We start from the raw sequence: 23,505 nt of genomic DNA, 5'->3' as shown, positions 1-23,505 counted from the left end.
TCCTTCTTCGCGGCAGCGGACCCGCGCCCATGAGGGGGCTTTCAGCGCCCACTTCCAGCCCCTCCGGCGATTGAGGAGCGGGGTCTGGGGCGGAGCCCCAGGGGTAGCGCCGGGTGCGTTGATGTTGTGCGTCCAGTTCAGCTCCGGTGGGGCTTCTCGCGCAGTTCCCCGCGCCCCTGAGGGGGCTGACCTCAGCGTCCGCTTTTTGGCTGGCCGGCGAGGCGGGTGGCGATGGCGCGTAGGCCCGCGAGGTCGTGGACGTCACCGGGCAGCGCCGCGACCTCCGCCACGGCGACCTCAGGATGCAGCGCGCGGAAACGATCCCGCGTACGCCGCTCCCGCGCGATGACCCGCATCCGCTCGGCATGCAGCCGCAACAGACCAGCCGTCAGTTGTTCGACCGTGGGCTCGGGTTCGGGTTCGGGGGAGCCGGACGCGGGGACCTCGGTCTCGGGGGACGCCTCGGGGGGCGTACGCCCCTGTTCCTTCCCGGCGCCCTGATCCACAATGCCGCGCTCGTCAAGATTTTCCGCGGCGGCCAGCGCCCGCTCGGCGGACAGCTTCGCGGCCCCGCTGCCATGCACCCGGTTCAGCACGAGCCCCGCGAGCGGCATCCGGTCCGCGGCCAGCCGCTCCACGAAGTACGCGGCCTCCCGCAACGCGTCCCGCTCGGGCGCCGCGACCACGAGGAACGCCGTCCCCGGCGCCTGGAGCAGCTTGTACGTGGCGTCGGCCCGCGTACGGAACCCGCCGAACATCGTGTCCATCGCCGCGACGAACGTCTGTACGTCCCGCAGGAGCTGACCGCCGAGCAGCTTGCCGAGCGCGCCCGTCATCATCGACATACCGACGTTCAGGAACTTCATCCCGGCCCGCCCGCCGACCTTCGCCGGCGCCATCAGCACCCGGATCAGCTTCCCGTCGAGGAACGACCCGAGGCGGCTCGGCGCGTCCAGGAAGTCCAGCGCCGAGCGCGAGGGAGGCGTGTCCACGACGATCAGGTCCCACTCGTCGCGCGAGCGCAGCTGCCCGAGCTTCTCCATCGCCATGTACTCCTGCGTGCCCGCGAAGCCCGCCGAGAGCGACTGGTAGAAGGGGTTGTCGAGGATCGCCCGGGCGCGCTCGGGGTCCGCGTGCGCCTCGACGATCTCGTCGAACGTGCGCTTCATGTCGAGCATCATCGCGTGCAGCTCACCGCCCGCCGCGTCGTCGATGTCCTTCACCCGGCGCGGGGTGTTGTCCAGCGAGTCGATGCCCATGGACTGGGCGAGCCTGCGGGCCGGGTCGATGGTCAGCACGACGACCTTGCGGCCCCGCTCGGCGGCGCGCAGACCGAGCGCCGCCGCGGTCGTGGTCTTGCCGACGCCCCCGCTGCCGCAGCACACCACGATGCGGGTCTTCGGGTCGTCGAGCAGTGGGTCCACGTCGAGCGTGCGCTCAGCATCCAGCGTCATCGAAACCGTCCCCTAGATCCCTTGCTGTCGCAGTTCCTCGGCGAGCCGGTACAGGCCCGCGAGGTCCAGCCCCTCGGTGAGCAACGGCAGTTCGTGCGTCGGCAGGCCCGCGTCGGTGAGCAGTTCGCGCTGGGCGCCCTCGAGCGCGTACCGCTCGGCGTACTCGGCGGCCTGCGCGAGCAGCGGCCCCACCAGCCGCTTGGCGCCGGCCACCCCCGCCTGTTCCAGTGCCCCGGTGACGGCCGGGCGTACCCCGCTGTCGCCGGTCAGTGCCAGCGCGGGTTCCCCGAGGAGCGCGGGGCGCACCATGTTGACGACGACGCGGCCCACCGGGAGCTGGGCGGCGCGCAGTTCGGCGACCCCGTCGAGGGTCTCCTGCACCGGCATCTCCTCAAGGAGCGTCACCAGATGCACCGCCGTCTCACGGGACTTGAGCACGCGCATGACGGCCTGTGCCTGGTTGTGTATCGGGCCGATCCTGGCGAGCCCCGCGACCTCGTCGTTGACGTTGAGGAAGCGGGTGATGCGGCCCGTGGGCGGCGCGTCCATGACGACGTGGTCGTACACGTACCGGCCCTGCTTGTTCTTGCGGCGGACCGCCTCGCACGCCTTGCCGGTCAGCAGCACGTCCCGCAGGCCCGGTGCGACGGTCGTGGCGAAGTCGATCGCGCCGAGCTTCTTCAGGGCGCGGCCGGCGCCGCCGAGCTTGTAGAACATCTGGAGGTAGTCCAGCAGCGCCAGTTCGGGGTCGATGGCGAGGGCGTGCACCTCGCCGCCGCCGGGCGCCACGGCGATCTTCCGCTCCTCGTAGGGGAGCGCCTCCGTCTCGAAGAGCTGCGCGATTCCTTGTCTGCCCTCCACCTCCACGAGGAGAGTGCGCTTGCCCTCGGTCGAGAGGGCGAGCGCGAGTGCGGCGGCGACCGTGGTCTTTCCGGTACCGCCCTTGCCGCTGACGACCTGGAGCCTGCTCACATATGCGAGCCTAACCAGTGACGGCCCCTCTCACGCAGCAGCCTCCGCTCTCACGCAGCGGCCTCCGCGACGCCCGGCGCCGGGACGGCGGCTACAGTCGCCCCATGGCTAAGAAGTGGGAATACGCGACCGTGCCGCTCCTCGTGCACGCGACGAAGCAGATCCTCGACACCTGGGGCGAGGACGGCTGGGAGCTGGTGCAGGTCGTGCCGGGTCCGAACAACCCGGAGCAGCTCGTCGCGTACCTGAAGCGGGAGAAGGCATGAGCGGGCAGGTCGAGGCGCGCCTCGCGGAGCTGGGTCTGACGCTGCCGCCCGTCGTGCCGCCGGTCGCCGCGTACCAGCCGGCCGTACGGTCCGGGGTGTACGTGTACACGGCGGGGCAGCTGCCCATGGTGGACGGCGTGCTGACGCTGACCGGCAAGGTCGGTGACGAGGTCACCGCCGAGCAGGCCAAGGACCTCGCCGCGACCTGCGCGCTGAACGCGCTGGCGGCCGTGAAGTCCGTCGCCGGCGATCTGGACCGCATCGCGCGCGTGGTGAAGGTCGTCGGGTTCGTGGCCTCCGCCACCGACTTCACCGGGCAGCCCGGCGTGATCAACGGCGCGAGCGAGCTGCTGGGCGCCGTACTCGGCGACAAGGGCGTGCACGCGCGCAGCGCGGTCGGCGTGGCGGTGCTGCCGCTGGACGCGCCGGTCGAGGTCGAGATCCAGGTCGAGCTGACCCCCGAGGACTGACCTGGCGCCGTACGGGCCCGCCTCCGGCCGGCTGCGGACCGTACGGCGTGTGTGCCACCGGTGACGGATGGGGTCTCGAACATCCGGCCGTCACCGGTTAGCCTCCGGCCATGGCAAACGGGCAGTGGTATCCCCCCGAGTGGCCGGACCGCATCCGCGCCCTCGCCGAGGGCACGCTGGTGCCCGCGACGCCCCGGCGCGCCGCGACGGTGATGCTGCTCAGGGACGTGCCCGGGGCCGGCGTCGAGGTGCACATGCTGCGCAGACGTACGTCGATGGCCTTCGCGGCCGGGGCGTACGCGTATCCCGGCGGCGGCGTCGACCCCCGCGACGGCGAGCGCGAACCGCATTGGGCGGGCCCCACGCGCGCGGAGTGGGGCGCACGCCTCGGGCTGCCCGAGAAGGAGGCGCAGGCCGTCGTCTGCGCGGCCGTCCGCGAGACCTTCGAGGAGGCGGGCGTGCTGCTCGCCGGGCCGGCCCCCGACACCGTCGTCGACGACACCACCGGCGAGGAGTGGCGGGCCGCGCGCGCCGCGCTGATCGCACGCGAGCTGTCCTTCGCCGAGTTCCTGGACGCGCGGGGCCTGGTGCTCCGCTCCGATCTGCTGGGCGCGTGGGCGCGCTGGATCACGCCCGAGTTCGAACCGCGCCGCTACGACACGTGGTTCTTCGCCGCCGCCCTCCCGGCGGGCCAGCGCACCAGCGACGACACCAGCGAGGCCGACCGTACGGTGTGGATCGCGCCGGAGCGGGCCGCCGAGGCGTACGACCGGGGCGAACTGACGATGATGCCGCCGACGGTCGCCACACTGCGCACCCTCGCCGCGTACGACAGTGCCGGCGACGCCCTCGGCGCGGCGGCGGGGCGGGACCTCACCCCCGTACTGGCACGCGCGCGCGTGGCGGACGGCGAGGTGGTGCTGTCCTGGCCGGGGCACGAGGAGTTCACCAAGCACATCCCGACCGGGGGGAGTTCCCGATGACCGACGCCGCGGCACTGCCCGGGCAGCCGCGCGGCGGGGTGCTCTCGGGCCCCGCGACGGCCCGCGCCACGAACGTCCTCGCGCCGAACGCGTCCGCGATGACCCTCGACGGCACCAACACCTGGATCCTCGCCGAGCCGGACAGCGACCTGGCCGTCGTCGTGGACCCGGGCCCGCTGGACGACGCGCATCTGCGTGAGGTGTGCGCGGTCGCCGAGCGCGCGGGCCGGCGGGTCGCGCTGACGCTCCTGACGCACGGGCATCCCGACCACGCGGAGGGCGCGGCCCGGTTCGCGGAACTGACCGGCACGCGCGTGCGCGCGCTCGATCCCGCGCTGCGGCTGGGGGAGGAGGGGCTCGGGGCCGGGGACGTCGTCGCCGTCGGCGGCCTGGAACTGCGGGTCGTTCCCACGCCCGGGCACACCGCCGACTCGCTCTGCTTCCACCTGCCCGCCGACGGGGCGGTCCTGACCGGCGACACGATCCTCGGGCGCGGCACGACGGTCGTCGCCCACCCCGACGGGCGGCTCGGCGACTATCTCGACTCGCTGCGGCGGCTGCGCTCCCTGACGGTCGACGACGGCGTGCACACGGTCCTGCCGGGGCACGGGCCGGTCCTGGAGGACGCGCAGGGCGCCGTCGAGTTCTACCTCGCGCACCGCGCGAAGCGGCTCGCCCAGGTCGAGACGGCCGTCGAGAACGGCCACGCCACCCCCGGCGAGGTCGTCGCCCACGTCTACGCGGACGTCGACCGCTCCCTGTGGCCGGCAGCGGAACTCTCGGTCCGAGCCCAACTGGACTACCTCCAGGAACACGGTCTCATCCCTCAGTGACCGCCCTCCAGCGCCGCGGGGAGCCCCCAGCCCCCTGGGGCTCCTCAATCGCCGGAGGGGCTGGGTGTTGGCGCTGAGGCGACTCCCTCAGGGGCGCGGGGAACTGCGCGAGAAGCCCCACCGGGGCTGAACTGGACGTACAACATCAACGCACCCGGCGCTGGGGTGCCGCCTTGCCCACCCTGCCGCCCCAGGCGGCAGATTGCCCAAGGCGGGGGCGGCTGCCCAGGGCGCCGGTGCTAATTGCCCCGTAAGGGGCGCGGGGAACTGCGCGAGCGGCCACGACGAACCCGGCACTCTGGGGCGCTGCCCCAGCCCCCGCTCCTCAATCGCCGGAGGGGCTGGGAGTTAGCGCTGAGGCCAGCCGGCCAGGGCCGAGGCCGGGAGTTGGCGCTGAGCCCAGTCGGTCAGGGCCGGAGGCTGGGAGTTGGCGTTGAGGTCAGCTCCGCCGGGGACTGGAGTTCGCGCTGAGCCCAGTCCGTCAGGGCCGGAGGCCGGGGGGGAGCCCCGCCGGCCTGAGAGGCGGGCGGGGCTTTCGATCGCGTAGACCAGCGTCAGCGCGACCGCTTGGCCAGCCGCTCCACGTCAAGCAGAATCACCGCACGCGCCTCAAGGCGAAGCCACCCGCGCCCGGCGAAATCGGCCAACGCCTTGTTGACCGTCTCCCGGGACGCCCCGACGAGCTGCGCCAGCTCCTCCTGCGTCAGATCGTGGACGACGTGGATGCCCTCCTCGGACTGCACACCGAACCGCCGCGAAAGATCGAGCAGCGCCCGCGCGACACGCCCGGGTACGTCGGAGAAGACGAGGTCGGACATCTGGTCGTTGGTCTTGCGGAGCCGACGGGCCACCGCCCGCAGCAGCGCCGCCGCCACCTCGGGCCGCACGTTGAGCCAGGGCTGGAGGTCACCGTGCCCGAGACCCAGCAGCTTCACCTCGGTCAGCGCGCTGGCCGTGGCCGTACGCGGGCCGGGGTCGAAGAGGGACAGCTCTCCGATCAGTTCGCCGGGGCCGAGCACGGCCAGCATGTTCTCCCGCCCGTCGGGGGAGGTGCGGTGGAGCTTCACCTTGCCCTCGGTGACCACGTACAGCCGGTCTCCGGGGTCGCCCTCGTGGAACAGGGCGTCGCCGCGTGCGAGGGTCACCTCACTCATGGAGGCGCGGAGCTCCGCGGCCTGCTCGTCATCGAGCGCCGCGAAGAGCGGGGCGCGCCGCAGAACGTCGTCCACGAGTTTCTCTCCTATGTCGCCTGCACTGTGGGGTTACTGCCTGGGGGGAGGCTTTCCCGGTTCCCATTTTGCCGGACGGTCCAAACAGTGTGATCAGTCACTCAGGCACAAGTCTGCCGCACCTGGGTCACAAGCCGAGGACTAGGGGGCCAATCGGGGGCCGATCCGTGGCCTCCGGGGCGGATGTCAGTGCCGACCTTTAGGCTGGCCGGGTGTCCGAAAGGCCGGTGACAGCGCGGGCGGAGGGGGCTGGAGCGATGCCGGAGCCCTCCGATTCCGCTGTGGGCGAACACTCCGCCGATTCTGTTCGAGGGACGGCCCAGAAGCGCGCCGCGACGACGACAGCCTCCGGGAGGGCTACCGCAGTGAAGAAGTCCCCGCCGCCGAAAAAGGCCGCCCCCGCGCCGAAGAAGGCCGCAGCCGAGAAGCCGGCCGAAGCGCCCGCGACGAAGCCCGCCGCGCCCGCGAAGAAGGCCACCTCGGCGAAGAAGGCGCCCGCAGCCAAGAGCGCCACCTCGGCGAAGGAGGTGCCTGCGGCCAAAAGCCTCGCCCCGGCCAAGAGCGCCGCGCCCGCGAAGAAGCCCGCCTCAGCGAAGAAAGCGCCCGCAGCCAAGCGCACCGCCCCCGCGAAGAAGCCCGCCCCGGCCAAGAAGACCCCCGCTCCCCGGGCGGAGAGCCACACCGCTCTGGTCCGCCGCGCCCGCAAGATCGACAGGGAGCTCGCGGAGGCGTACCCGTACGCCCACCCCGAGCTGGACTTCGAGAACCCCTTCCAACTGCTCGTGGCGACCGTGCTGTCCGCGCAGACCACGGACCTGAGGGTGAATCAGACGACGCCGGGGCTGTTCGCCGCGTACCCGACCCCGGAGGACCTCGCCGCGGCGGACCCGGAGCGGGTCGAGGAGCTGATCCGGCCGACGGGGTTCTTCCGCGCGAAGACGAAGTCGATCATGGGGCTGGCGAAGGCGCTGACGGAGGAGTTCGGCGGTGAGGTCCCCGGCCGCCTCGAAGACCTCGTGAAGCTGCCCGGGGTCGGCCGCAAGACGGCGTTCGTGGTGTTGGGCAACGCGTTCGGCAGGCCCGGCATCACCGTCGACACCCACTTCGGCCGTCTCGTACGGCGCTGGAAGTGGACGGAGGAGACGGACCCGGACAAGGTCGAGCGGGCGGTCGGGGAGTTGTTCCCCAAGAGCCAGTGGACGATGCTCAGCCACCACGTGATCTTCCACGGCCGCCGCGTCTGCCACGCCCGCAAGCCCGCCTGCGGCGCCTGCCCGATCGCGCCCCTGTGCCCGGCGTACGGCGAGGGCGAGACGGACCCGGAGAAGGCGAAGAAGCTGCTCAAGTACGAGAAGGGCGGCATGCCGGGCCAGCGTCTGAAGCCGCCGCAGTCCTACCTGGACGCCGGCGGCCTGCCCGCCCCGCCCCTGGGCGGCACGATCGGGTGACCCGCGGGTACGGGGGGAACGAAGAGGGGGCACCGGGGCGTTGGGCCCAACACGAGCAGGTACGGGGGCGGCGATGAAGCACGTGAGCGAGATCGGCAGCGAACCAACGAACGACACGACAAGGGCGTCGGCACCGCACGACCCCGACCCCCACGAGTCACGGGCGCGGCACGCCCCGCAGGCCCCGCACGACTCGCGGGTGCCGCGAGACCCGCAGGCCACGCACGACCCGCAGGCGCGGCACGACGCGCAGACCCCGGACGACCCGCGCGAATCCCAAGGCGCACGCGATCCGCACCCCACGCACGACCCGCGCGAACCCCACGCCCCCCGGGCCCCGCACGACCCCGAAGCCGCGCGCGATCCGCACCCCCCGCACGACTCACAGGCCCCGCACGCCCCGCGCCCCGCGCCCCCCGTGCTGAGCGACGACGGTCTGCCCGACTGGCTCGCCCCGGTCGCCCGCGCCGCCCGCACCGTCCGTGGCGAGCAGCTCAGCCGCTTCCTGCCGCCCGAGAGCGGCGCGGGGCGCCAGTCCGCGGTCCTGGTGCTGTTCGGCGAGGGCGCCCGCGGCCCCGAGCTGCTGCTGATGGAGCGCGCGGGATCGCTGAGATCGCACGCGGGGCAGCCCTCGTTCCCCGGCGGCGCCCTGGACCCGGAGGACGGCGACCCGGCCGCCGAGGGCCCGCTGCGCGCGGCGCTGCGCGAGGCGTGGGAGGAGACGGGCCTGGATCCGAGCGGCGTCCAGCTGTTCGGCGTGCTGCCGAAGCTGTACATCCCGGTGAGCGGCTTCGTCGTGACGCCGGTGCTCGGCTGGTGGCGGCGCCCGACGCCGGTCGCGGCCGTGGACCCCGCCGAGACGGCCCGCGTCTTCACGGTCCCGGTGGCCGATCTCACGGACCCGGCGAACCGGGCGACGACGGTCCACCCGAGCGGCCACCAGGGCCCCGCGTTCCTCGTCGAATCGGCTCTGGTCTGGGGTTTCACGGCCGGCGTGATCGACCGGATCCTGCATTACGCGGGCTGGGAGCGGCCCTGGGACCGGGAGAACACGGTGCCGCTCGACTGGCGTACATGACAGGGTGTCCTGCGAAGTGGCGAAGCGAGATACAAGGCGAGGCATGAATCGGTGAACGTGCTGGACATCCTGCTGCTCGCAGCCGCCGTATGGTTTGCGATCGTCGGCTACCGCCAGGGGTTCGTGGTCGGCATCCTGTCGGTGATCGGTTTCCTCGGCGGCGGTCTCGTAGCCGTCTACACGCTGCCCCTGCTGTGGGGCGCGGCCACGGAGAACGCGGAGGTCACCACGGCCGTCGCGGTCGTCGCCGTGATCGTGGTGATCGTCTTCGCCTCCATCGGCCAGGCCTTCACCACCCACTTGGGCAACAAGCTGCGCAGATACATCACCTGGTCCCCCGCGCGCGCCCTCGACGCGACGGGCGGCGCCGTGGTGAACGTGGCGGCGATGCTGCTGGTGGCGTGGCTGATAGGTTCCGCGCTCGCCGGCACCACGCTGCCCACGCTCGGCAAGGAAGTACGCAGCTCCAAGGTGCTGATGGGCGTGTCACGGGCGCTGCCCGCGCAGGCGGACACCTGGTTCGCCGACTTCTCCTCCACGCTCGCGCAGAACGGCTACCCGCAGGTCTTCAGCCCGTTCGCCAACGAGCCGATCACCGAGGTCAAGCCGCCCGACCCGCGGCTCGCGCACAGCCGCGCGGCGACCGTGGCGAAGCGTTCCATCGTGAAGGTGGTGGGACAGGCGCCGCGCTGCGGCAAGGTCGTCGAGGGCACCGGTTTCGTCTTCTCCGACCGCCGCGTGATGACCAACGCGCACGTGGTCGGCGGCGTCGACGAGCCGACCGTGCAGATCGGCGGCGAGGGCGTGCGCTACGACGCGAAGGTCGTGCTCTACGACTGGAAGAAGGACATCGCCGTCCTGGACGTGCCGAAGCTGCCCGCGCCGCCCCTGCGCTTCACCGAGCGGGACGCGCAGCGCGGCGACGGGGCGATCGTGGCGGGCTTCCCGCAGAACGGCGCGTACGACGTGCGCCCTGCCCGGGTGCGCGGCCGCGTCACACCGAACGGGCCGGACATCTACCACCGGGGCACGGTCAGCCGTGACGTGTACTCGCTGTACGCGACGGTCCGTCAGGGCAACTCCGGCGGACCGCTCCTGACGCCCGAGGGGCAGGTGTACGGCGTGGTGTTCGCCAAGTCCCTGGACGACGCGCAGACGGGGTACGCGCTGACCGGTGACGAGATCCGCGCCGACATCGACAAGGGCCGCTCGGCGTCCCAGCAGGTCGACACGGACGACTGCGCGCTGTAGCCGACGGCGCGGGGCCCGCTCAGGTGGTGGTGGCGCGCCCGGTGTGCTTGAGCCGGGCCGAGACCCAGCGGGCCCGGCGGCGCAGGATGCGCGGGATGCCCAACCGGGGATCGTGTACGGAGACTGCCCCTTGCGCCTCCTCGCGCGGAGAGCCCAGCGTCATCGCGGGGCGTCGGGTGCGTGCTGCGTCACTGTAGTCGTGCGTCCAGCCCATACACCGACGTCTGCCCGGGGCTCATGGTCGGTAACCGCGCCGTTGGACCCCAATTGGCGTATGCGCCAGGCAATTGGCTGTTCGAGGGACAGGTGTTCCCACCCGGACGGAGCAATCCGTTCCGGGGGTGCGGGGCGGCCGGGTCAGCGGTCGGGCTCGGTGTCCTTGAGCCAGCTGACCAGCTCCTTCGAGAAGCCGGCCGGGTCCTCCTCGTGCGGGAAGTGCCCGAGCCCGTCGAACAGCCGCCAGCGGTAGGGCGCTTCGACGTACTCGCCGGAACCGGCCGCGCTGCGCGTGCGCACGACCGGGTCGAGGGAGCCGTGCAGATGCAGCGTCGGCACGCGTACGGGGCGCTTCATGCGCCGGTTGAACTGGATGCCGTCGGGCCGCGCGAGCGAGCGCACCATCCAGCGGTACGGCTCGATCGAGCAGTGGGCCGTGGAGGGGATGCACATGGCCTGCCGGTACGTGGCGACCGCGTCGGGCTCGATGCCCCGGGGCCCCGCCCACTCCTCCAGCAGACGGCCCACCAGGGCGCCGTCGTCAGCGACGAGTTGACGCTCGGGCAACCAGGGGCGCTGGAACCCCCATACGTAGGAACCGGCGGTCGTCTGCTTGACGTCGGACAGCATCGCGGAACGCCAACGGCGCGGGTGCGGCATGGACGACACGGCGAGCCGGCGCACCAGCTTGGGCCGCATCACGGCCGCCGTCCAGGCCAGATAGCCGCCGAGGTCGTGCCCGACGAGCGCGGCGTCCGGCTCGCCGAGGGAGCGGATCACACCGGTGATGTCGAGCGCGAGGTTCGCCGGGTCGTAGCCGCGCGGCGTACGGTCACTGCCGCCGACGCCCCGCAGGTCCATGGCGACGGCGCGGAAACCGGCGTCGGCCAGCGCCTCCAACTGGTGCCGCCATGTCCACCAGTACTGCGGAAAGCCGTGCAGGAGCAGGACGAGCGGCCCGTCCCCCGCCTCCGCGATGTGGAAGCGCGCGCCGTTCGCCGCGACCTCCCGGTGCGTCCAGGGGCCGTCGGGGCGTACGACAGAGGCGGGCGGCTGGGCCGGGGGAGTGGCGGGGTCCGTCATGAAGACGAGCGTGCCACAGCCTCGATGGCGACGGGCTCCTCGTCACGCGGCGTCACCGGGCGCGGGTGCGGCTTGGCGTTCTGCAGGACGCTCGCGGACTCCTTCATGGAGGCGGCGACCTTCTGCGGGCCCTTGCCCTGCTTGGCCTTCTTGGCGAACACCATGCCGATGAGGAAGAGCACGAGCGCGACCAGGACGTTCGCCGCGAAGGAAAGCAGGAAGCAGAGCGCGAGGTTCCAGTGCGACCACGTACGGATGCCGTAGGCGAGCGCGAAGCTCAGCATCGGCAGCGAGAACACGAGGATGACCAGGCCGGCCGTGAACGCGCCGCCGCTGACCGCGCCGCGCTTCACGTCGTTCTTGAGCTGCGCCTTGGCGAGGGCGATCTCGTCGTGCACCAGTGCGGACATCTCTGCCGTCGCCGAGGCGAAAAGCTGGCCGACGCTGCGTTCGGCGCCGACCGGGTTGCCGTCGGGTGCGCTCATCGCGTTCTCCCTGTTTCCCTGTAGAAGCTCGTAGAAGCCTTGAAGCCTTGAAGCCTTGTAGCCGTGGTGCTCCGGATGTGCGGACTTGTTGTCAGATCATGCCGGACGCTCCTCCTCGTCGCCTCCCCCGCCCGTCACTTCGGCAAGCCTGCGATGTTCGGCGGCTTTGCGCTCGTAGATCTCGGCCATCCGGAGGTGGTAGTCCGGCTTGTCCTGCTCGTAGATGTCGGGGATGCCGTCGAGGTCCTCGTCGCGCTCCTCGGTCTCGCACAGCGCACGGTACTTGGCGTTGCGGATCTTCAGCAGGATGCCGGAGAGGACGGCCGCGATCAGGGAGCCGAGCAGGACGGCGGCCTTGACCTCGTCGGTGAGCAGCGGGTCGTCGGTGAAGGCGAGTTCGTCGATGAGCAGGGAGACGGTGAAGCCGATGCCGGCGAGGGAGGCGACGGCGAAGACGTCCGGCCAGGCGAGTTCGTCGGACAGGGACGCGCGGGTGAAGCGGGAGGTGAGCCAGGTGCCGCCGAAGATGCCGACGGCCTTGCCGACGACGAGGCCGAGCACCACGCCCAGCGTCTCGGGCCGCGTGAACACATCGCCGAGCGCCCCGCCGGACACCGCGACACCCGCGCTGAACAGCGCGAACAGCGGCACCGCGAGCCCCGCCGACAGCGGGCGCACCACGTGCTCGATGTGCTCTCCGGGGGAGGTCTTCTCACCCTCACGGGTGGTGCAGCGCAGCATCAGGCCCATGGCGACACCGGCGATGGTGGCGTGGATGCCGCTGTTGTACATGAGCGCCCAGATGACGACGGCCAGCGGCACGTACACGTACCAGCCGCGTACGTTCTTCCTGAGCAGCAGCCAGAACAGGGCGAGGCCGACGACGGCGCCGCCGAGCGCGAGGAAGTTCAGCTCGCTCGTGAAGAAGACGGCGATGATCAGGATGGCGAAGAGGTCGTCGACGACGGCGAGCGTGAGCAGGAACGCGCGCAGGGCGCTCGGCAGTGACGTACCGATGACGGCGAGGACGGCGAGCGCGAACGCGATGTCGGTGGCGGTCGGCACGGCCCAGCCGTCGAGCGAGCCGCCGCCGACGGTGTTGACGAGGACGTAGACGAGCGCCGGCACGATCATGCCGCACAGGGCGGCGACCACGGGCAGCGCGGCGGCCTTCGGGTCGCGCAGGTCACCGGCGACGAGTTCGCGCTTCAGCTCGATGCCGGCGACGAAGAAGAAGATGGCGAGCAGCCCGTCGGCGGCCCAGTGCGCGACGGAGAGGTCGAGCCCGAGCGCCGCAGGACCGAAGTGGAAGTGGCTCACGGACTTGTACGAGTCGCTGAGCGCGGGCACGTTCGCCCAGACCAGGGCGGCGATGGCGGCGACGAGGAGCAGGACGCCGCCGACGGTCTCGGTGCGGAGCGCTTCGGCCACGAAGTTGCGCTCGGGCAGGGAGAGCCTGCCGAGGGCCTTGCGGTCGTTCTTGCGGGGGGCGCTCACGGGGGAACCTCCGGTCGGGTACGGCTGGACACATCGCCGACCAGACTTCCCGGCACACCCTGTGGTCTTTCCCTATCGCGTTTCTGACGCGTCCTTCACCCTACCGGGTGTACGCGAGGCGTACCTGGCGTCCCTCACGATACGCACGAATCGGACACCCGGCACGATCGCCGGGCACCCGATTGGTCCGTCTTCCGTACGGGATTTCCCCGGGGCCCTGCCTGGGGAAATCCCTGCATACGGTCGCCGCGCCGGGTGGGTCAGTCCTCGCTCGGGGTCGCCGGGAGCTTCGTTTGGATGAGGTCCATGACGGAGGAGTCGGTGAGCGTGGTGACGTCGCCCAGCTCGCGGTTCTCCGCGACGTCCCGCAGGAGGCGGCGCATGATCTTGCCGGAGCGGGTCTTGGGCAGCTCGGCGACCGGCAGGACGCGCTTGGGCTTGGCGATCGGGCCGAGCGTGGCGCCCACGTGGTTGCGCAGGTCGGCGACGAGCGACTCGTCGTCGGCGTCGGCGGTGCCGCGCAGGATGACGAACGCCACGATGGCCTGGCCGGTCGTCGCGTCGGCGGCGCCGACCACGGCGGCCTCGGCGACGGCCGGGTGCGAGACGAGCGCCGACTCGACCTCGGTCGTCGAGATGTTGTGCCCGGACACGAGCATCACGTCGTCGACCCGGCCGAGCAGCCAGATGTCGCCGTCGTCGTCCTTCTTCGCGCCGTCACCGGCGAAGTACGTGCCCTCGAAGCGCGACCAGTACGTGTCGATGAACCGCTGGTCGTCGCCCCAGATGGTGCGCAGCATCGACGGCCACGGCTCGGTGAGGGCGAGGTAGCCGCCCCCGCCGTTGGGCACCTCGTGGCCCTCGTCGTCGAGGACGGTCGCGGAGATGCCCGGAAGCGCGCGCTGCGCGGAGCCCGGCTTGGTCTCGGTGACGCCCGGCAGCGGCGAGATCATGATCGCGCCGGTCTCGGTCTGCCACCACGTGTCGACGACGGGGCACTTGTCCGCGCCGATGTTCTTGCGATACCAGACCCACGCCTCGGGGTTGATCGGCTCACCCACCGAACCCAGCACACGCAGGCTGCTGAGGTCGAACTTGGCGGGGATGTCGTCGCCCCACTTCATGAACGTACGGATCGCCGTCGGCGCCGTGTACAGGATCGTGACGCCGTACTTCTGCACGATCTCCCAGAAGCGGCCCTGGTGCGGGGTGTCCGGGGTGCCCTCGTAGATGACCTGCGTCGCACCGTTGGAGAGGGGGCCGTACGTGATGTACGAGTGGCCGGTGACCCAGCCGATGTCGGCCGTGCACCAGTAGACGTCCGTCTCCGGCTTGAGGTCGAAGACCGCGTGGTGCGTGTAGCTGGCCTGCGTCAGATAGCCGCCGGAGGTGTGCAGGATGCCCTTCGGCTTCCCCGTCGTACCCGACGTGTACAGGATGAACAGCGGCTGCTCGGCGTCGAACGCCTCCGGCGTGTGCTCGGCCGACTGGCGGCCCACGATCTCGTGCCACCACACGTCGCGGCCCTCGGTCCAGGCGACGTCCTGCTCGGTGCGGCGCACGACGAGCACCTTGGCGACGCCTTCGACCCGGGTGAGCGCGTCGTCCACGGCGGGCTTGAGCGCGGACGGCTTGCCGCGCCGGTAGCCGCCGTCGGCGGTGATGACGACCTTGGCGGCGGCGTCCTCGATGCGCTTGGCGATGGCGTCCGCCGAGAAGCCGCCGAAGACGACCGAGTGCGCGGCGCCGAGGCGGGCGCAGGCCAGCATGGCGATGACGGCCTCGGGGATCATCGGCAGGTACACGGCGACGCGGTCACCGGCCTGGACGCCCAGCTCCGTCAGCGCGTTCGCCGCGCGGCTGACCTCGTCCTTGAGCTCCGCGTAGGTGATGGCCCGGCTGTCGCCCGGCTCGCCCTCGAAGTGGATCGCCACGCGGTCGCCGTGGCCGGCCTCGACGTGCCGGTCGACGCAGTTGTACGCGACGTTCAGCTTGCCGTCCTTGAACCACTTGGCGAACGGCGGGTTCGACCAGTCGAGCGTCTCCGTCGGTTCCGTCGCCCAGGTCAGGCGGCGGGCCTGCTCGGCCCAGAAACCGAGCCGGTCAGCCTTGGCCTGCTCGTACGCCTCGGCCGTGACGTTGGCGTTGGCGGCCAGGTCAGCGGGCGGCGCGAAGCGACGGTCCTCCTTGAGAAGGTTGGCCAAGCTGGTCTCGTTGCTCACGACATCTCCCTTACGGTGCTTTGCCGGGCGGCCGTTGTGTCCCAGACCACAGCTCATCAGAAGGGGACCCCTGGTGACAAGGGGTGTCCGCAAAATTGGTTTAGACCTATAGCCGGGTTCTGCGCGCGTTCTGAGCGTGTGATGAGCGAGTTCTGGGCGGGGGCGCGAACATGTGGCCCCCGGCGGACCGGGAGGCCACATGCTCCTCCTCTTTGCACGCGGCCGGCCGCCGCCCGGTTCAGGCCCGCGTGTCCTCGTACGCGGCCGCCTCCACCTGCCCGAACACCGGCTCGGCCGCCGGAAGCGGCGTGGCCTCCCGGAGCAGATACGCCTGCGCCTCTCCGACGTGGAAGTACATGCCGTGCAGGTCGAGCGTGCCGTCCGCGAGGGCGCGGGCCACCGACTCGTGCGCCCTCAAGTGCTCCAACTGCTGCACCACGTTGGTCAGGCACAGTTGTTCCACCGCGTCCGCCGGCGCCCGTCCCGCGAGCCGCGCCCCGGGCAGCGTGGCGTCGGAAACCCGGGCGAGGGTCGGCGCGCCGTGCCGCAGCCAGCGCTTGAGCGGGGTGCGCGCCCCGGCGTCGGGCGGGCTGCTCAGCAGGGCCTGCATCGCGCCGCAGCCGGAGTGCCCGCACACGGTGATCGACTGCACCTTCAGCACGTCCACCGCGTACTCGATGGCGGCGGCCACCGAGTCGTCCCCGCTCTCCTCGCCGGGCAGCGGTACGAGATTGCCGACGTTACGCACGACGAACAGGTCGCCGGGGCCGCTCGACGTGATCATCGAGGTGACGACGCGGGAGTCGGCGCAGGTCAGAAACAGGTGCGTCGGCTGCTGCCCCTCGCGCGCCAGCCGCGCCAGCTCCCCGCGCACCAGTGGCGCGGTGTTCCGGTGGAACGCCCTGATGCCGGTGGCCAGATGGTGCCTGGTCCTGGAGCGGGCGGAGGTCGCCGTGGGGGTGGCGGCTGCGGCTGTGGCGCCGGGAGCGGCGGGGGTCCCGGGGCTGGTCGGGCTCCCGGGGTCCCCTGGGCTCCGCGCGCTCTGCGGGCTCCCGGTGTTCCCCGGGCTCGCGGGGCTGACCGGTCGGCCGGGGTTCCGCGGGCTCCCGGGGCTCTGGGGGCTTCCGGTCTTCTGTGGGCTTCCGGTGTTCTCGGCGACTGGGGGGCCGGGCCGGTCGCAGTGGTGGTTGCGCCACGGCGTCCACGGGCGGCAACACGTGTGCGCCGCGCTCGCGGGCTCCGCGATCCGGCCGCCGGTGCCGCCCGCGCGCCCGCCGACCTCGACCCGGCCGCCCTGCGCGCGATGCGACTTCTGCCAGTCCTGCAACGCCTCGTACGCCGCGTGATCCATGAACGAGCCGTCCAACTCCACGACACAGTCCGCCCCGTGCGGGACATGGTGCAGCGTGCGGCTGAGCCGGGGCACGGCGAGGAACGTCAACTGCCCCCGCACCCGCACATGGTGGACGCCGGCGCTGTCCTCCTCGTGCGTGATGCGGGTACGCGCGAGGCGGTGCAGCGCGACGCCGACGGCGACGGCGACGCCGAGCCCGACGCCCTGGAGGACGCCGAAGACGACGACTCCGGCCGTGGTCACGCCGTAGACCAGGACCTCACGGTGGCGGGTGACCGTGCGGATGTGGTTCAGCGAGACCATCTGCACCCCGACCGCCATCACCAGGGCGGCGAGTGACGCGAGCGGGATCAGCTCCAGGACGGGGACCAGGAGCAAGGTGGCCGCACCTACCCAAACGCCGTGCAGGACCGAGGAGTTCCCGCTGACCGCCCCCGCGTTGATGTTCGCCGTGGAGCGCACCGCGACGCCCGCGACGGGCAGCCCGCCGAGCGTCCCGGACACGATGTTCGACGCGCCCTGGGAGAGCAGCTCCCGGTCCAGGTTCGAACGGCGCATCGCGGGCGGCAGATCCGGGCGGGCGGCGGCCATCTTGTCCACGGCGACCGCGCCGAGCAGCGACTGCACGCTGCACACCAGGGTCGTCGTGAGCACGGCGGCGGCGATGCCGAGCACCGGCCCCTCGGGCAGCCCCACCAGGGCATGACTGCTCCAGGACGGCAGATCGACCTTCGGCAGGGTGAGCCCGAGGGCGGCGGTGACGACGGTCGCCGCGATCACGGCGAGCAGCGCGGCGGGGACTCTCCGGGCGACGCGCCCCGCGCGGCCGGGCAGCCGCGGCCAGCCGAGGAGCACGGTGAGGGTGAGGACGCTGACGGCGAGGGCGGCGGGCTGCGCGTGCGTCAACTGGCGTGGCAGGGAAGCCAGGTTGGCGAGCACGGAGCTGTCGGGCGTGCCGCCGAGGACGATGTGGAGCTGCGCGACGGCGATGGTCACGCCGATGCCCGCGAGCATGCCGTGCACGACGGCGGGGCTGACGGCGAGGGCGGTGCGGGCCACCCGGAGGCAGCCGAGGCCGATCTGGGCGACGCCCGCCATGACGGTGACGGCGCAGGTGGTGCGCCAGCCGTAGCGCTGGATCAGCTCGGCGGTGACGACGGTCAGACCGGCTGCCGGGCCGCTGACCTGGAGCGGGGCGCCGCCCAGGCAGCCGGCGACGATCCCGCCGACGGCGGCGGCGACGAGCCCGGACTCCAGCGGGGCGCCGGTGGCGAGCGCGATGCCGAGCGAGAGGGGCAGGGCGATGAGGAAGACGGCGACGGACGCCGAGAGGTCGGCGCCCGCGACGCGGAACCGGCGCCGGGGCGCGCGGGGCGGCGGGCTGTGGGCGGTGCGGTCGGCGGCGGTCGGTTCGCCGGTGAGGTCGGCTCCGTGCGGATCGGAGTCGCTGGCGCGGGTGGGTACGCAGGCTGACATGTTCCCGTCTCCTCCGGGGTGCAGCGCGGTCGCGGAATGAGGGGTGACCCCGGGCGGTGGCTGGGGTCGGAACGCGGCCGTGGTTCACGGCGTGCAGCGGCGGGATGAATCAACGCTCGGTAAATGGATCGTAATGCAGAGTAAAGCTTGCGGACGGATATTCGGGGCAAATGGGTCATGGCTTCACTCTGCGGAGTGAATAGGAATCCTGGTCGGCTTGTCGGACTATCTCCGCGCGGACCTCGTGCGACCTTGACGGCGCCGCCCGTATAAAGCGGGCATTTCTCGCATTCATCGTCTTGCCGTGAGGCCGCGTGCCTCCGAGTCCCAGGAAGAAGGTGGGCGGAAGATGGCCGCCACCAGGAGGATCACCGCGTCCCGGGCCCTGTCCCGGGGGATCGCCGCGGCCCGGAGGCTGTTCACCGCCCGCCGCGGTGCCGGCGCCGGAGCCATGGCCCGAGGAGCCGTCGTGGCCGGGGGCACAGCCGTACCCGGGGGGACCGCCGTACCCGGAGGCATCGTCGCCCGTAAGGAGCCCGTCGCCCGTAAGGGGGCCGTGGTCCGCAGGGGCGCTGCGGGCGTGGTCGTCACCGCCGCGTGCGCCACCGTCCTCGCGGGCTGCGCCGGAACCGACCGTCCGGCCGCCGAACAGCACGTGGGCGCCGCAGGCCCGAAGAAGGCGGCACCGGCCGCGCCCGCAGCCCCGGGCACGCCGCTGCGGCTCATCGGCGACGGCTCGACCGCGTACACCGGGCGCCAACCCCACCTGCCGACGCCCGAGAAGCTCAGACCCGGGCAGAAACCACCGCAGTTCGTCGTCTTCTCCTGGGACGGCGCGGGCGAGGACAGCCAGAAGCTGTTCTCCCGCTTCCGCAAGGTCGCCAAGGAGAACCGGGCGACCATGACGTACTTCCTCAGCGGCGTCTACATGCTCCCCGAGGCCAAGAAGAACCTGTACCACGCGCCCCAGCACTCCCCGGGCCGCTCGGACATCGGCTTCAACGACACCAAGGGGATCAAGGACACAGCCGAGCAACTGCGGGGCGCCTGGCTGGAGGGCAACGAGATCGGCACCCACTTCAACGGCCACTTCTGCGGCGCAGGCGGCGGCGTCGGCGAGTGGTCGGTCGACGAGTGGAAGAGCGAGATCCAGCAGGCCAAGAACTTCGTGAAGTCCTGGAAGAGCAACTCCGGCCTGAAGAACGCGGCGCCCCTGCCCTTCGACTACGACAAGGAACTGATCGGCGCCCGCACGCCCTGCCTCGAAGGGCAGCGCAACTTCAAACGCGCCGGCCACCAGCTCGGCTTCCGCTACGACACGAGCGGCGTCGCCAACCAGGTCTGGCCCGCGAAGAAGGAGGGCCTGTGGGACCTGTCCATGCAGCTCGTCCCCTTCACCGGGCACCGCTACGAGCAGTTGACGATGGACTACAACTTCATGGTCAACCAGTCGGGCACCGTCCACGGCGACCCCGACCGCCGCGCCTTCTGGGGTGACGAGATGCGCGACAGCCTCCTCGCCGGCTTCGACCGCGCCTACCGGGGCAACCGCGCGCCGCTCATCATCGGCAACCACTTCGAGTCCTGGAACGGCGGCGTCTACATGCGTGCCGTCGAACAGACCGTCAAGGCCGTCTGCACCAAGCCCGAGGTGCGCTGCGTCTCCTTCCGACAGCTCGCCGACTGGCTCGACGCGCAGGACCCGGAGACGCTGCGCAGGCTCGGCACGCTCGGCGTCGGGCAGGCGCCCCGGCAGGGCTGGGCGTCCTTCCTGACCGAGCCCTCGTCCCCGTCCCCGGTCCAGGGCACCTCGACGGCCCCCGGCGCTTCTCCGGTGCCGGCCGAGTCCGTCGCCCCCGGGACCCCGGCCGCACCGGGCACCCCGAACGCCCCGGCCGCTCCCGGGACTCCGAGCGCACCCGCCGCGTCCGGAGCCCCGATCGCCCCGGGCACCCCGGCTCCCGGCACCCCCGGCGCGGCCGCACCCGGATCGGCGGCCCCCGGCGCGGGCGCGCCGGCCGCCAAGCCGTAGGCCGCGTCAGGCGCTCGCCGCGACGCTCTCGCGCAGGACGAAGGCGGGGTCGACCTGGGACGCCAGGTCGGCGCCCGTCTTCTCATTGCCCCAGCTCTGCGCGTTCTTCAGGTGGAAGTGGACCATCTGGCGCGTGTACCGCTCCCAGTCCCGGGCCGGGTACGTGGCGTCGGCCGCGTCCTGGAGGGCGTGCAGCGCCGCCCTGTTGGCCTCCTCCAGGAGCTCGAAGCGCGGCGGGCGCCCCTTCTCCATGGCCCGCACCCAGTCCGAGTGCCCGACGGTGACCAGCAGGTCGTCCCCGACCTCGGAGCGCAGGAAGTCGAGGTCGTCCTCGCCCTGCACCTTGTTGCCCACGACCTTCAGGCTGACGCCGAAGTCCCGTGCGTACTCCTTGTACTGGCGATAGACGGAGACCCCCTTACGTGTCGGCTCGGCGACGAGGAACGTCATGTCGAAGCGGGTGAACATGCCCGAAGCGAAGGAGTCCGAGCCCGCGGTCATGTCGACCACCACGTACTCGCCCTGGCCGTCGACGAGGTGGTTCAGGCACAGCTCCACCGCTCCGGTCTTGGAGTGGTAGCAGGCGACACCGAGGTCGGCTTCGGTGAACGGCCCGGTGACCATCAAACGCACGGCCCCGCCGTCGAGTTCCACCTCTCGCGCACAGGCGTCGTAGACCGGGTTGTTCTCCCTCACCCGCAGCAGGCGGGAGCCCTCGCCGGGAGGGGTCGTCTTGATCATCGTGTCGGCGGAGGCGATCCGGGGGTTCGAACCGCGCAGATAGTCCTTGATCAGCGGCAGCCGCGCGCCCATGGCGGGCAGCTCGGCGGCGACCTGCTCGTCGAGGCCCAGGGCCGCGCCCAGGTGCTGGTTGATGTCGGCGTCGACGGCGACGACCGGCGATCCGGTGGTGGCGAGGTGGCGGATGAAAAGGGAGGACAGCGTGGTCTTGCCGCTGCCGCCCTTCCCCACGAAAGCGATCTTCATGTTCACGAAGCGTAGCGGGCGCGTCGCCGTGCGTGCCGAGCCCGCGTGAAGAAGACCACTCCTTCGTGGGGCGCGGCCGCCGGGCCCGTAGGGTCGTACTCATGAGTACGACAGCCGACCCCCTCGCCGCGCTGGCCGACCTGCCGGGCGTGGCCGAGTCCGTGGCCTCCGTGCGCAAGGCCGTGGACCGGGTCTACGGGCACCGCGTCATGCGGCGCCGCAGCAACGAGGTCACCTCCGAGGCCGCGCTGCGCGGTGCGCGCGGCAGTGCGGCGCTGTCCGGCGCCGACTGGGCGCTGGAGGAGGTGCGGCGGCGCTCCGACTTCAGCGGCGGCGACGGCGACCGTGAGGCACCCGTCGTCGGCGCGGCGCTGCGGCTGACCGCCGAGGCGGGTCAACTCCTGTCCATCTGGCGCCAGTCGCCGCTGCGTGTGCTGGCGCGCCTGCATCTGGTCGCCGCCGCCGATCAGGGCGACACGGTGGGCCGGCCGCGCCAGGCGGGGGAGCCCGTCGACGAGCCGCTCGTGGAGCTGCCGCTGCCGGGCGCGCAGGAGGTCGACGGCCGGCTCGACGGTCTGGCCCGGCTGATCATCGCGGGCAGCGAGGCACCGGCGCTGGTCAGCGCCGCGATCGTGCACGGCGAACTGGTCGCGCTGCGCCCCTTCGGCTCCTGCAACGGGCTGGTGGCGCGCGCCGCCGAGCGGATCGTCCTGGTGGGCAGCGGCCTCGACCCGAAGTCGATCTGCCCGGCGGAGGTCGGCCACGCGGAGCTGGGGCGCGCGGCGTACGCGGCGGCGCTCGAAGGCTATGTGTCCGGTACACCGGAGGGCATGGCGGCCTGGATCGCCCACTGCGGCAAGGCCGTCGAGCTGGGCGTGCGCGACTCGACCGCGGTCTGCGAGGCGCTTCAGCGCGGCGCGGCGTAGCGCTACGCGCGCGTGGAGGCCCGGTTCGGGCGGCGGGGGTTACGGGGAGTCCCGGTCCGGGCGGAGGTCACAAAAGTGCGGCGGTACGAGTCCTCGTACCGCCGCTGGCATGGCCACCGGGTTACCAAGCGTCCTCGTGATGTCGCCCATCAGGTCGGGAACTTTGCCCGTCTCCTGGTGCGGCTGGCCCGTAATCGACGGGTCGACGTCGCGTGGGTGCCCGATGTTCATGCTCGGTCCGTGGGGCCAGTCTGCGTGTGAAGGGGATCCTCGCGGATGTCCTTGGTCTCGCGGGCCGTTGACTCCTTTGTACTCCTCACCCAGGGGAAGTGAAACCCCTGCCCGCACTTTTTACTTTTGGGTTCAAATACGGGCGAACCGGGCGGAGGGCGAGAGGGTTCAGGCGGAGGACGCGAGGCCGCGGCGGCGGCTGGAGTACCAGACCAGACCGGCCGCTGCCGCTGCGGCGCCCACGGCGGCGGCGGTGATCAGGGCCGGCCGTGAGGGCGCCGACATGCGGGGCAGCCGCTGCTTGAGCCGGACGGGCTTGGTGAAGTCCAGAATCGGCCACTCGCGCGCGAGAGCTTCACGCCGCAGCGTCCGGTCCGGGTTGACGGCGTGCGGATGCCCCACGGCGTTCAGCATCGGCAGATCGGTCGCCGAGTCGCTGTACGCGTAGCAGCGCGCGAGGTCGTACCCCTCGCTCCGCGCGAGTTCCTCGACGGCCTCGGCCTTGGTCGGGCCGTACGCGTAGTACTCCACCTCGCCGGTGAAGCAGCCGTCGTCGCCGACGACCATGCGCGTGGCGACGACACGGTCGGCGCCGAGCAGTTCGCCGATCGGCTCGACGACCTCGGCGCCCGAGGTGGAGACGATGACGACGTCCCGCCCGGCGGTGTGGTGCTCCTCGATGAGGGAGGCGGCCTCGTCGTAGATGATCGGGTCGATCAGCTCGTGCAGGGTCTCGGCGACGATCTCCTTGACCTGCCGCACGTTCCATCCCTTGCACAGCGACGACAGATAGGCGCGCATCCGCTCCATCTGGTCGTGATCGGCGCCGCCGGCCAGGAAGACGAACTGCGTGTACGCGGTGCGCAGCGCGGCCCTGCGGTTGATCAGGCCGCCTTGGTAGAACGACTTGCCGAAGGTGAGCGTGCTCGACTTGGCGATGACGGTCTTGTCCAGGTCGAAGAAGGCCGCTGTGCGGGGCATGGAGTGCGGCTTCGCATCGTGCGCCGACCGG

At 71.9% G+C, this 23,505-nt stretch carries 19 protein-coding genes; 9 read left to right on the top strand and 10 right to left on the bottom strand.

The window, feature by feature from the left end:
* Positions 1 to 191 precede the first annotated feature (191 nt).
* Positions 192 to 1,454: an ATPase BagB gene (gene bagB / locus ACZ7LY_RS20355; RefSeq protein ID WP_471626030.1), complete on the bottom strand. Its 1,263-nt coding sequence runs from the start codon at positions 1,452 to 1,454 to the stop codon at positions 192 to 194.
* Positions 1,455 to 1,466: 12 nt separating this feature from the next.
* Positions 1,467 to 2,426 carry an ATPase BagA gene (gene bagA / locus ACZ7LY_RS20350; RefSeq protein WP_471626029.1) on the bottom strand — a complete coding sequence of 320 codons (960 nt, stop codon included), beginning with the start codon at positions 2,424 to 2,426 and terminating at the stop codon, positions 1,467 to 1,469.
* Between the two features lie 104 nt (positions 2,427 to 2,530).
* Here bagA and ACZ7LY_RS20345 point away from each other — a divergent pair, with 104 nt between their 5' ends.
* From ACZ7LY_RS20345 to ACZ7LY_RS20330, 4 genes are all read left to right on the top strand, one after another.
* On the top strand, positions 2,531 to 2,692 hold the full coding sequence (locus ACZ7LY_RS20345) for a DUF4177 domain-containing protein (RefSeq protein WP_471626028.1): 162 nt from the start codon (positions 2,531 to 2,533) through the stop codon (positions 2,690 to 2,692).
* Entirely contained in the window at positions 2,689 to 3,162 is a 474-nt protein-coding gene (locus ACZ7LY_RS20340; RefSeq protein WP_471626027.1) for a RidA family protein, read from the top strand. The genes ACZ7LY_RS20345 and ACZ7LY_RS20340 overlap by 4 nt, the downstream gene beginning before the upstream one ends.
* A gap of 110 nt (positions 3,163 to 3,272) precedes the next feature.
* Positions 3,273 to 4,145: an NUDIX hydrolase gene (locus ACZ7LY_RS20335; RefSeq protein ID WP_471626026.1), complete on the top strand. Its 873-nt coding sequence runs from the start codon at positions 3,273 to 3,275 to the stop codon at positions 4,143 to 4,145.
* Complete coding sequence (locus ACZ7LY_RS20330) at positions 4,142 to 4,978, top strand: MBL fold metallo-hydrolase (protein ID WP_471626025.1); 837 nt, start codon at positions 4,142 to 4,144, stop codon at positions 4,976 to 4,978. The genes ACZ7LY_RS20335 and ACZ7LY_RS20330 overlap by 4 nt, the downstream gene beginning before the upstream one ends.
* 554 nt (positions 4,979 to 5,532) lie before the next feature.
* Here the strand turns inward: ACZ7LY_RS20330 and ACZ7LY_RS20325 are convergent.
* Positions 5,533 to 6,207, bottom strand: coding sequence for a Crp/Fnr family transcriptional regulator (locus ACZ7LY_RS20325; RefSeq protein WP_055515728.1), 675 nt, complete (start codon positions 6,205 to 6,207; stop codon positions 5,533 to 5,535).
* A gap of 257 nt (positions 6,208 to 6,464) precedes the next feature.
* Here ACZ7LY_RS20325 and nth point away from each other — a divergent pair, with 257 nt between their 5' ends.
* The 3 genes from nth (at position 6,465) to ACZ7LY_RS20310 (ending at position 9,984) form a co-directional block, all read left to right on the top strand.
* Positions 6,465 to 7,655: an endonuclease III gene (gene nth / locus ACZ7LY_RS20320; RefSeq protein ID WP_471626024.1), complete on the top strand. Its 1,191-nt coding sequence runs from the start codon at positions 6,465 to 6,467 to the stop codon at positions 7,653 to 7,655.
* Between the two features lie 418 nt (positions 7,656 to 8,073).
* The gene (locus ACZ7LY_RS20315) at positions 8,074 to 8,733 is read left to right on the top strand and encodes an NUDIX hydrolase (protein WP_471626061.1); all 660 of its coding nucleotides are present in this window, start codon (positions 8,074 to 8,076) and stop codon (positions 8,731 to 8,733) included.
* 51 nt (positions 8,734 to 8,784) lie between these two features.
* Positions 8,785 to 9,984 (top strand): MarP family serine protease, encoded by a 1,200-nt coding sequence (locus ACZ7LY_RS20310; protein WP_471626023.1) that lies wholly within the window; start codon positions 8,785 to 8,787, stop codon positions 9,982 to 9,984.
* A gap of 357 nt (positions 9,985 to 10,341) precedes the next feature.
* Here the strand turns inward: ACZ7LY_RS20310 and ACZ7LY_RS20305 are convergent, their stop codons facing one another.
* From ACZ7LY_RS20305 to ACZ7LY_RS20285, 5 genes are all read right to left on the bottom strand, one after another.
* Complete coding sequence (locus tag ACZ7LY_RS20305) at positions 10,342 to 11,283, bottom strand: alpha/beta fold hydrolase (protein ID WP_471626022.1); 942 nt, start codon at positions 11,281 to 11,283, stop codon at positions 10,342 to 10,344.
* Positions 11,280 to 11,768, bottom strand: a complete 489-nt coding sequence (locus tag ACZ7LY_RS20300; RefSeq protein WP_471626021.1) for a phage holin family protein — start codon at positions 11,766 to 11,768, stop codon at positions 11,280 to 11,282. The genes ACZ7LY_RS20305 and ACZ7LY_RS20300 overlap by 4 nt, the downstream gene beginning before the upstream one ends.
* 96 nt (positions 11,769 to 11,864) lie before the next feature.
* Positions 11,865 to 13,265 (bottom strand): Na+/H+ antiporter NhaA, encoded by a 1,401-nt coding sequence (nhaA, locus tag ACZ7LY_RS20295; protein WP_471626020.1) that lies wholly within the window; start codon positions 13,263 to 13,265, stop codon positions 11,865 to 11,867.
* Between the two features lie 260 nt (positions 13,266 to 13,525).
* Positions 13,526 to 15,544, bottom strand: coding sequence for an acetate--CoA ligase (gene acs, locus ACZ7LY_RS20290; protein WP_471626019.1), 2,019 nt, complete (start codon positions 15,542 to 15,544; stop codon positions 13,526 to 13,528).
* A 181-nt stretch (positions 15,545 to 15,725) separates the two neighbouring features.
* Entirely contained in the window at positions 15,726 to 18,317 is a 2,592-nt protein-coding gene (locus tag ACZ7LY_RS20285; RefSeq protein ID WP_471626018.1) for a bifunctional SulP family inorganic anion transporter/carbonic anhydrase, read from the bottom strand.
* Between the two features lie 349 nt (positions 18,318 to 18,666).
* Here ACZ7LY_RS20285 and ACZ7LY_RS20280 point away from each other — a divergent pair, with 349 nt between their 5' ends.
* A complete protein-coding gene (locus tag ACZ7LY_RS20280; RefSeq protein WP_471626017.1) occupies positions 18,667 to 20,349 on the top strand; it encodes a polysaccharide deacetylase family protein in 1,683 nt (560 codons plus the stop codon).
* A 6-nt stretch (positions 20,350 to 20,355) separates the two neighbouring features.
* Here the strand turns inward: ACZ7LY_RS20280 and ACZ7LY_RS20275 are convergent, their stop codons facing one another.
* Positions 20,356 to 21,336, bottom strand: coding sequence for an ATP-binding protein (locus ACZ7LY_RS20275; protein ID WP_471626016.1), 981 nt, complete (start codon positions 21,334 to 21,336; stop codon positions 20,356 to 20,358).
* A 101-nt stretch (positions 21,337 to 21,437) separates the two neighbouring features.
* Here ACZ7LY_RS20275 and ACZ7LY_RS20270 point away from each other — a divergent pair, with 101 nt between their 5' ends.
* Positions 21,438 to 22,262 carry a Fic family protein gene (locus tag ACZ7LY_RS20270; RefSeq protein WP_471626015.1) on the top strand — a complete coding sequence of 275 codons (825 nt, stop codon included), beginning with the start codon at positions 21,438 to 21,440 and terminating at the stop codon, positions 22,260 to 22,262.
* 399 nt (positions 22,263 to 22,661) lie between these two features.
* On the opposite strand, the gene ACZ7LY_RS20265 is transcribed toward ACZ7LY_RS20270, so the two are convergent.
* Complete coding sequence (locus ACZ7LY_RS20265) at positions 22,662 to 23,474, bottom strand: HAD family hydrolase (protein ID WP_471626060.1); 813 nt, start codon at positions 23,472 to 23,474, stop codon at positions 22,662 to 22,664.
* Between the last annotated feature and the right edge of the window lie 31 nt (positions 23,475 to 23,505).

Source organism: Streptomyces sp. NPDC107550, from assembly GCF_055639095.1.
This window is presented reverse-complemented; position numbering and strand designations above follow the sequence as displayed.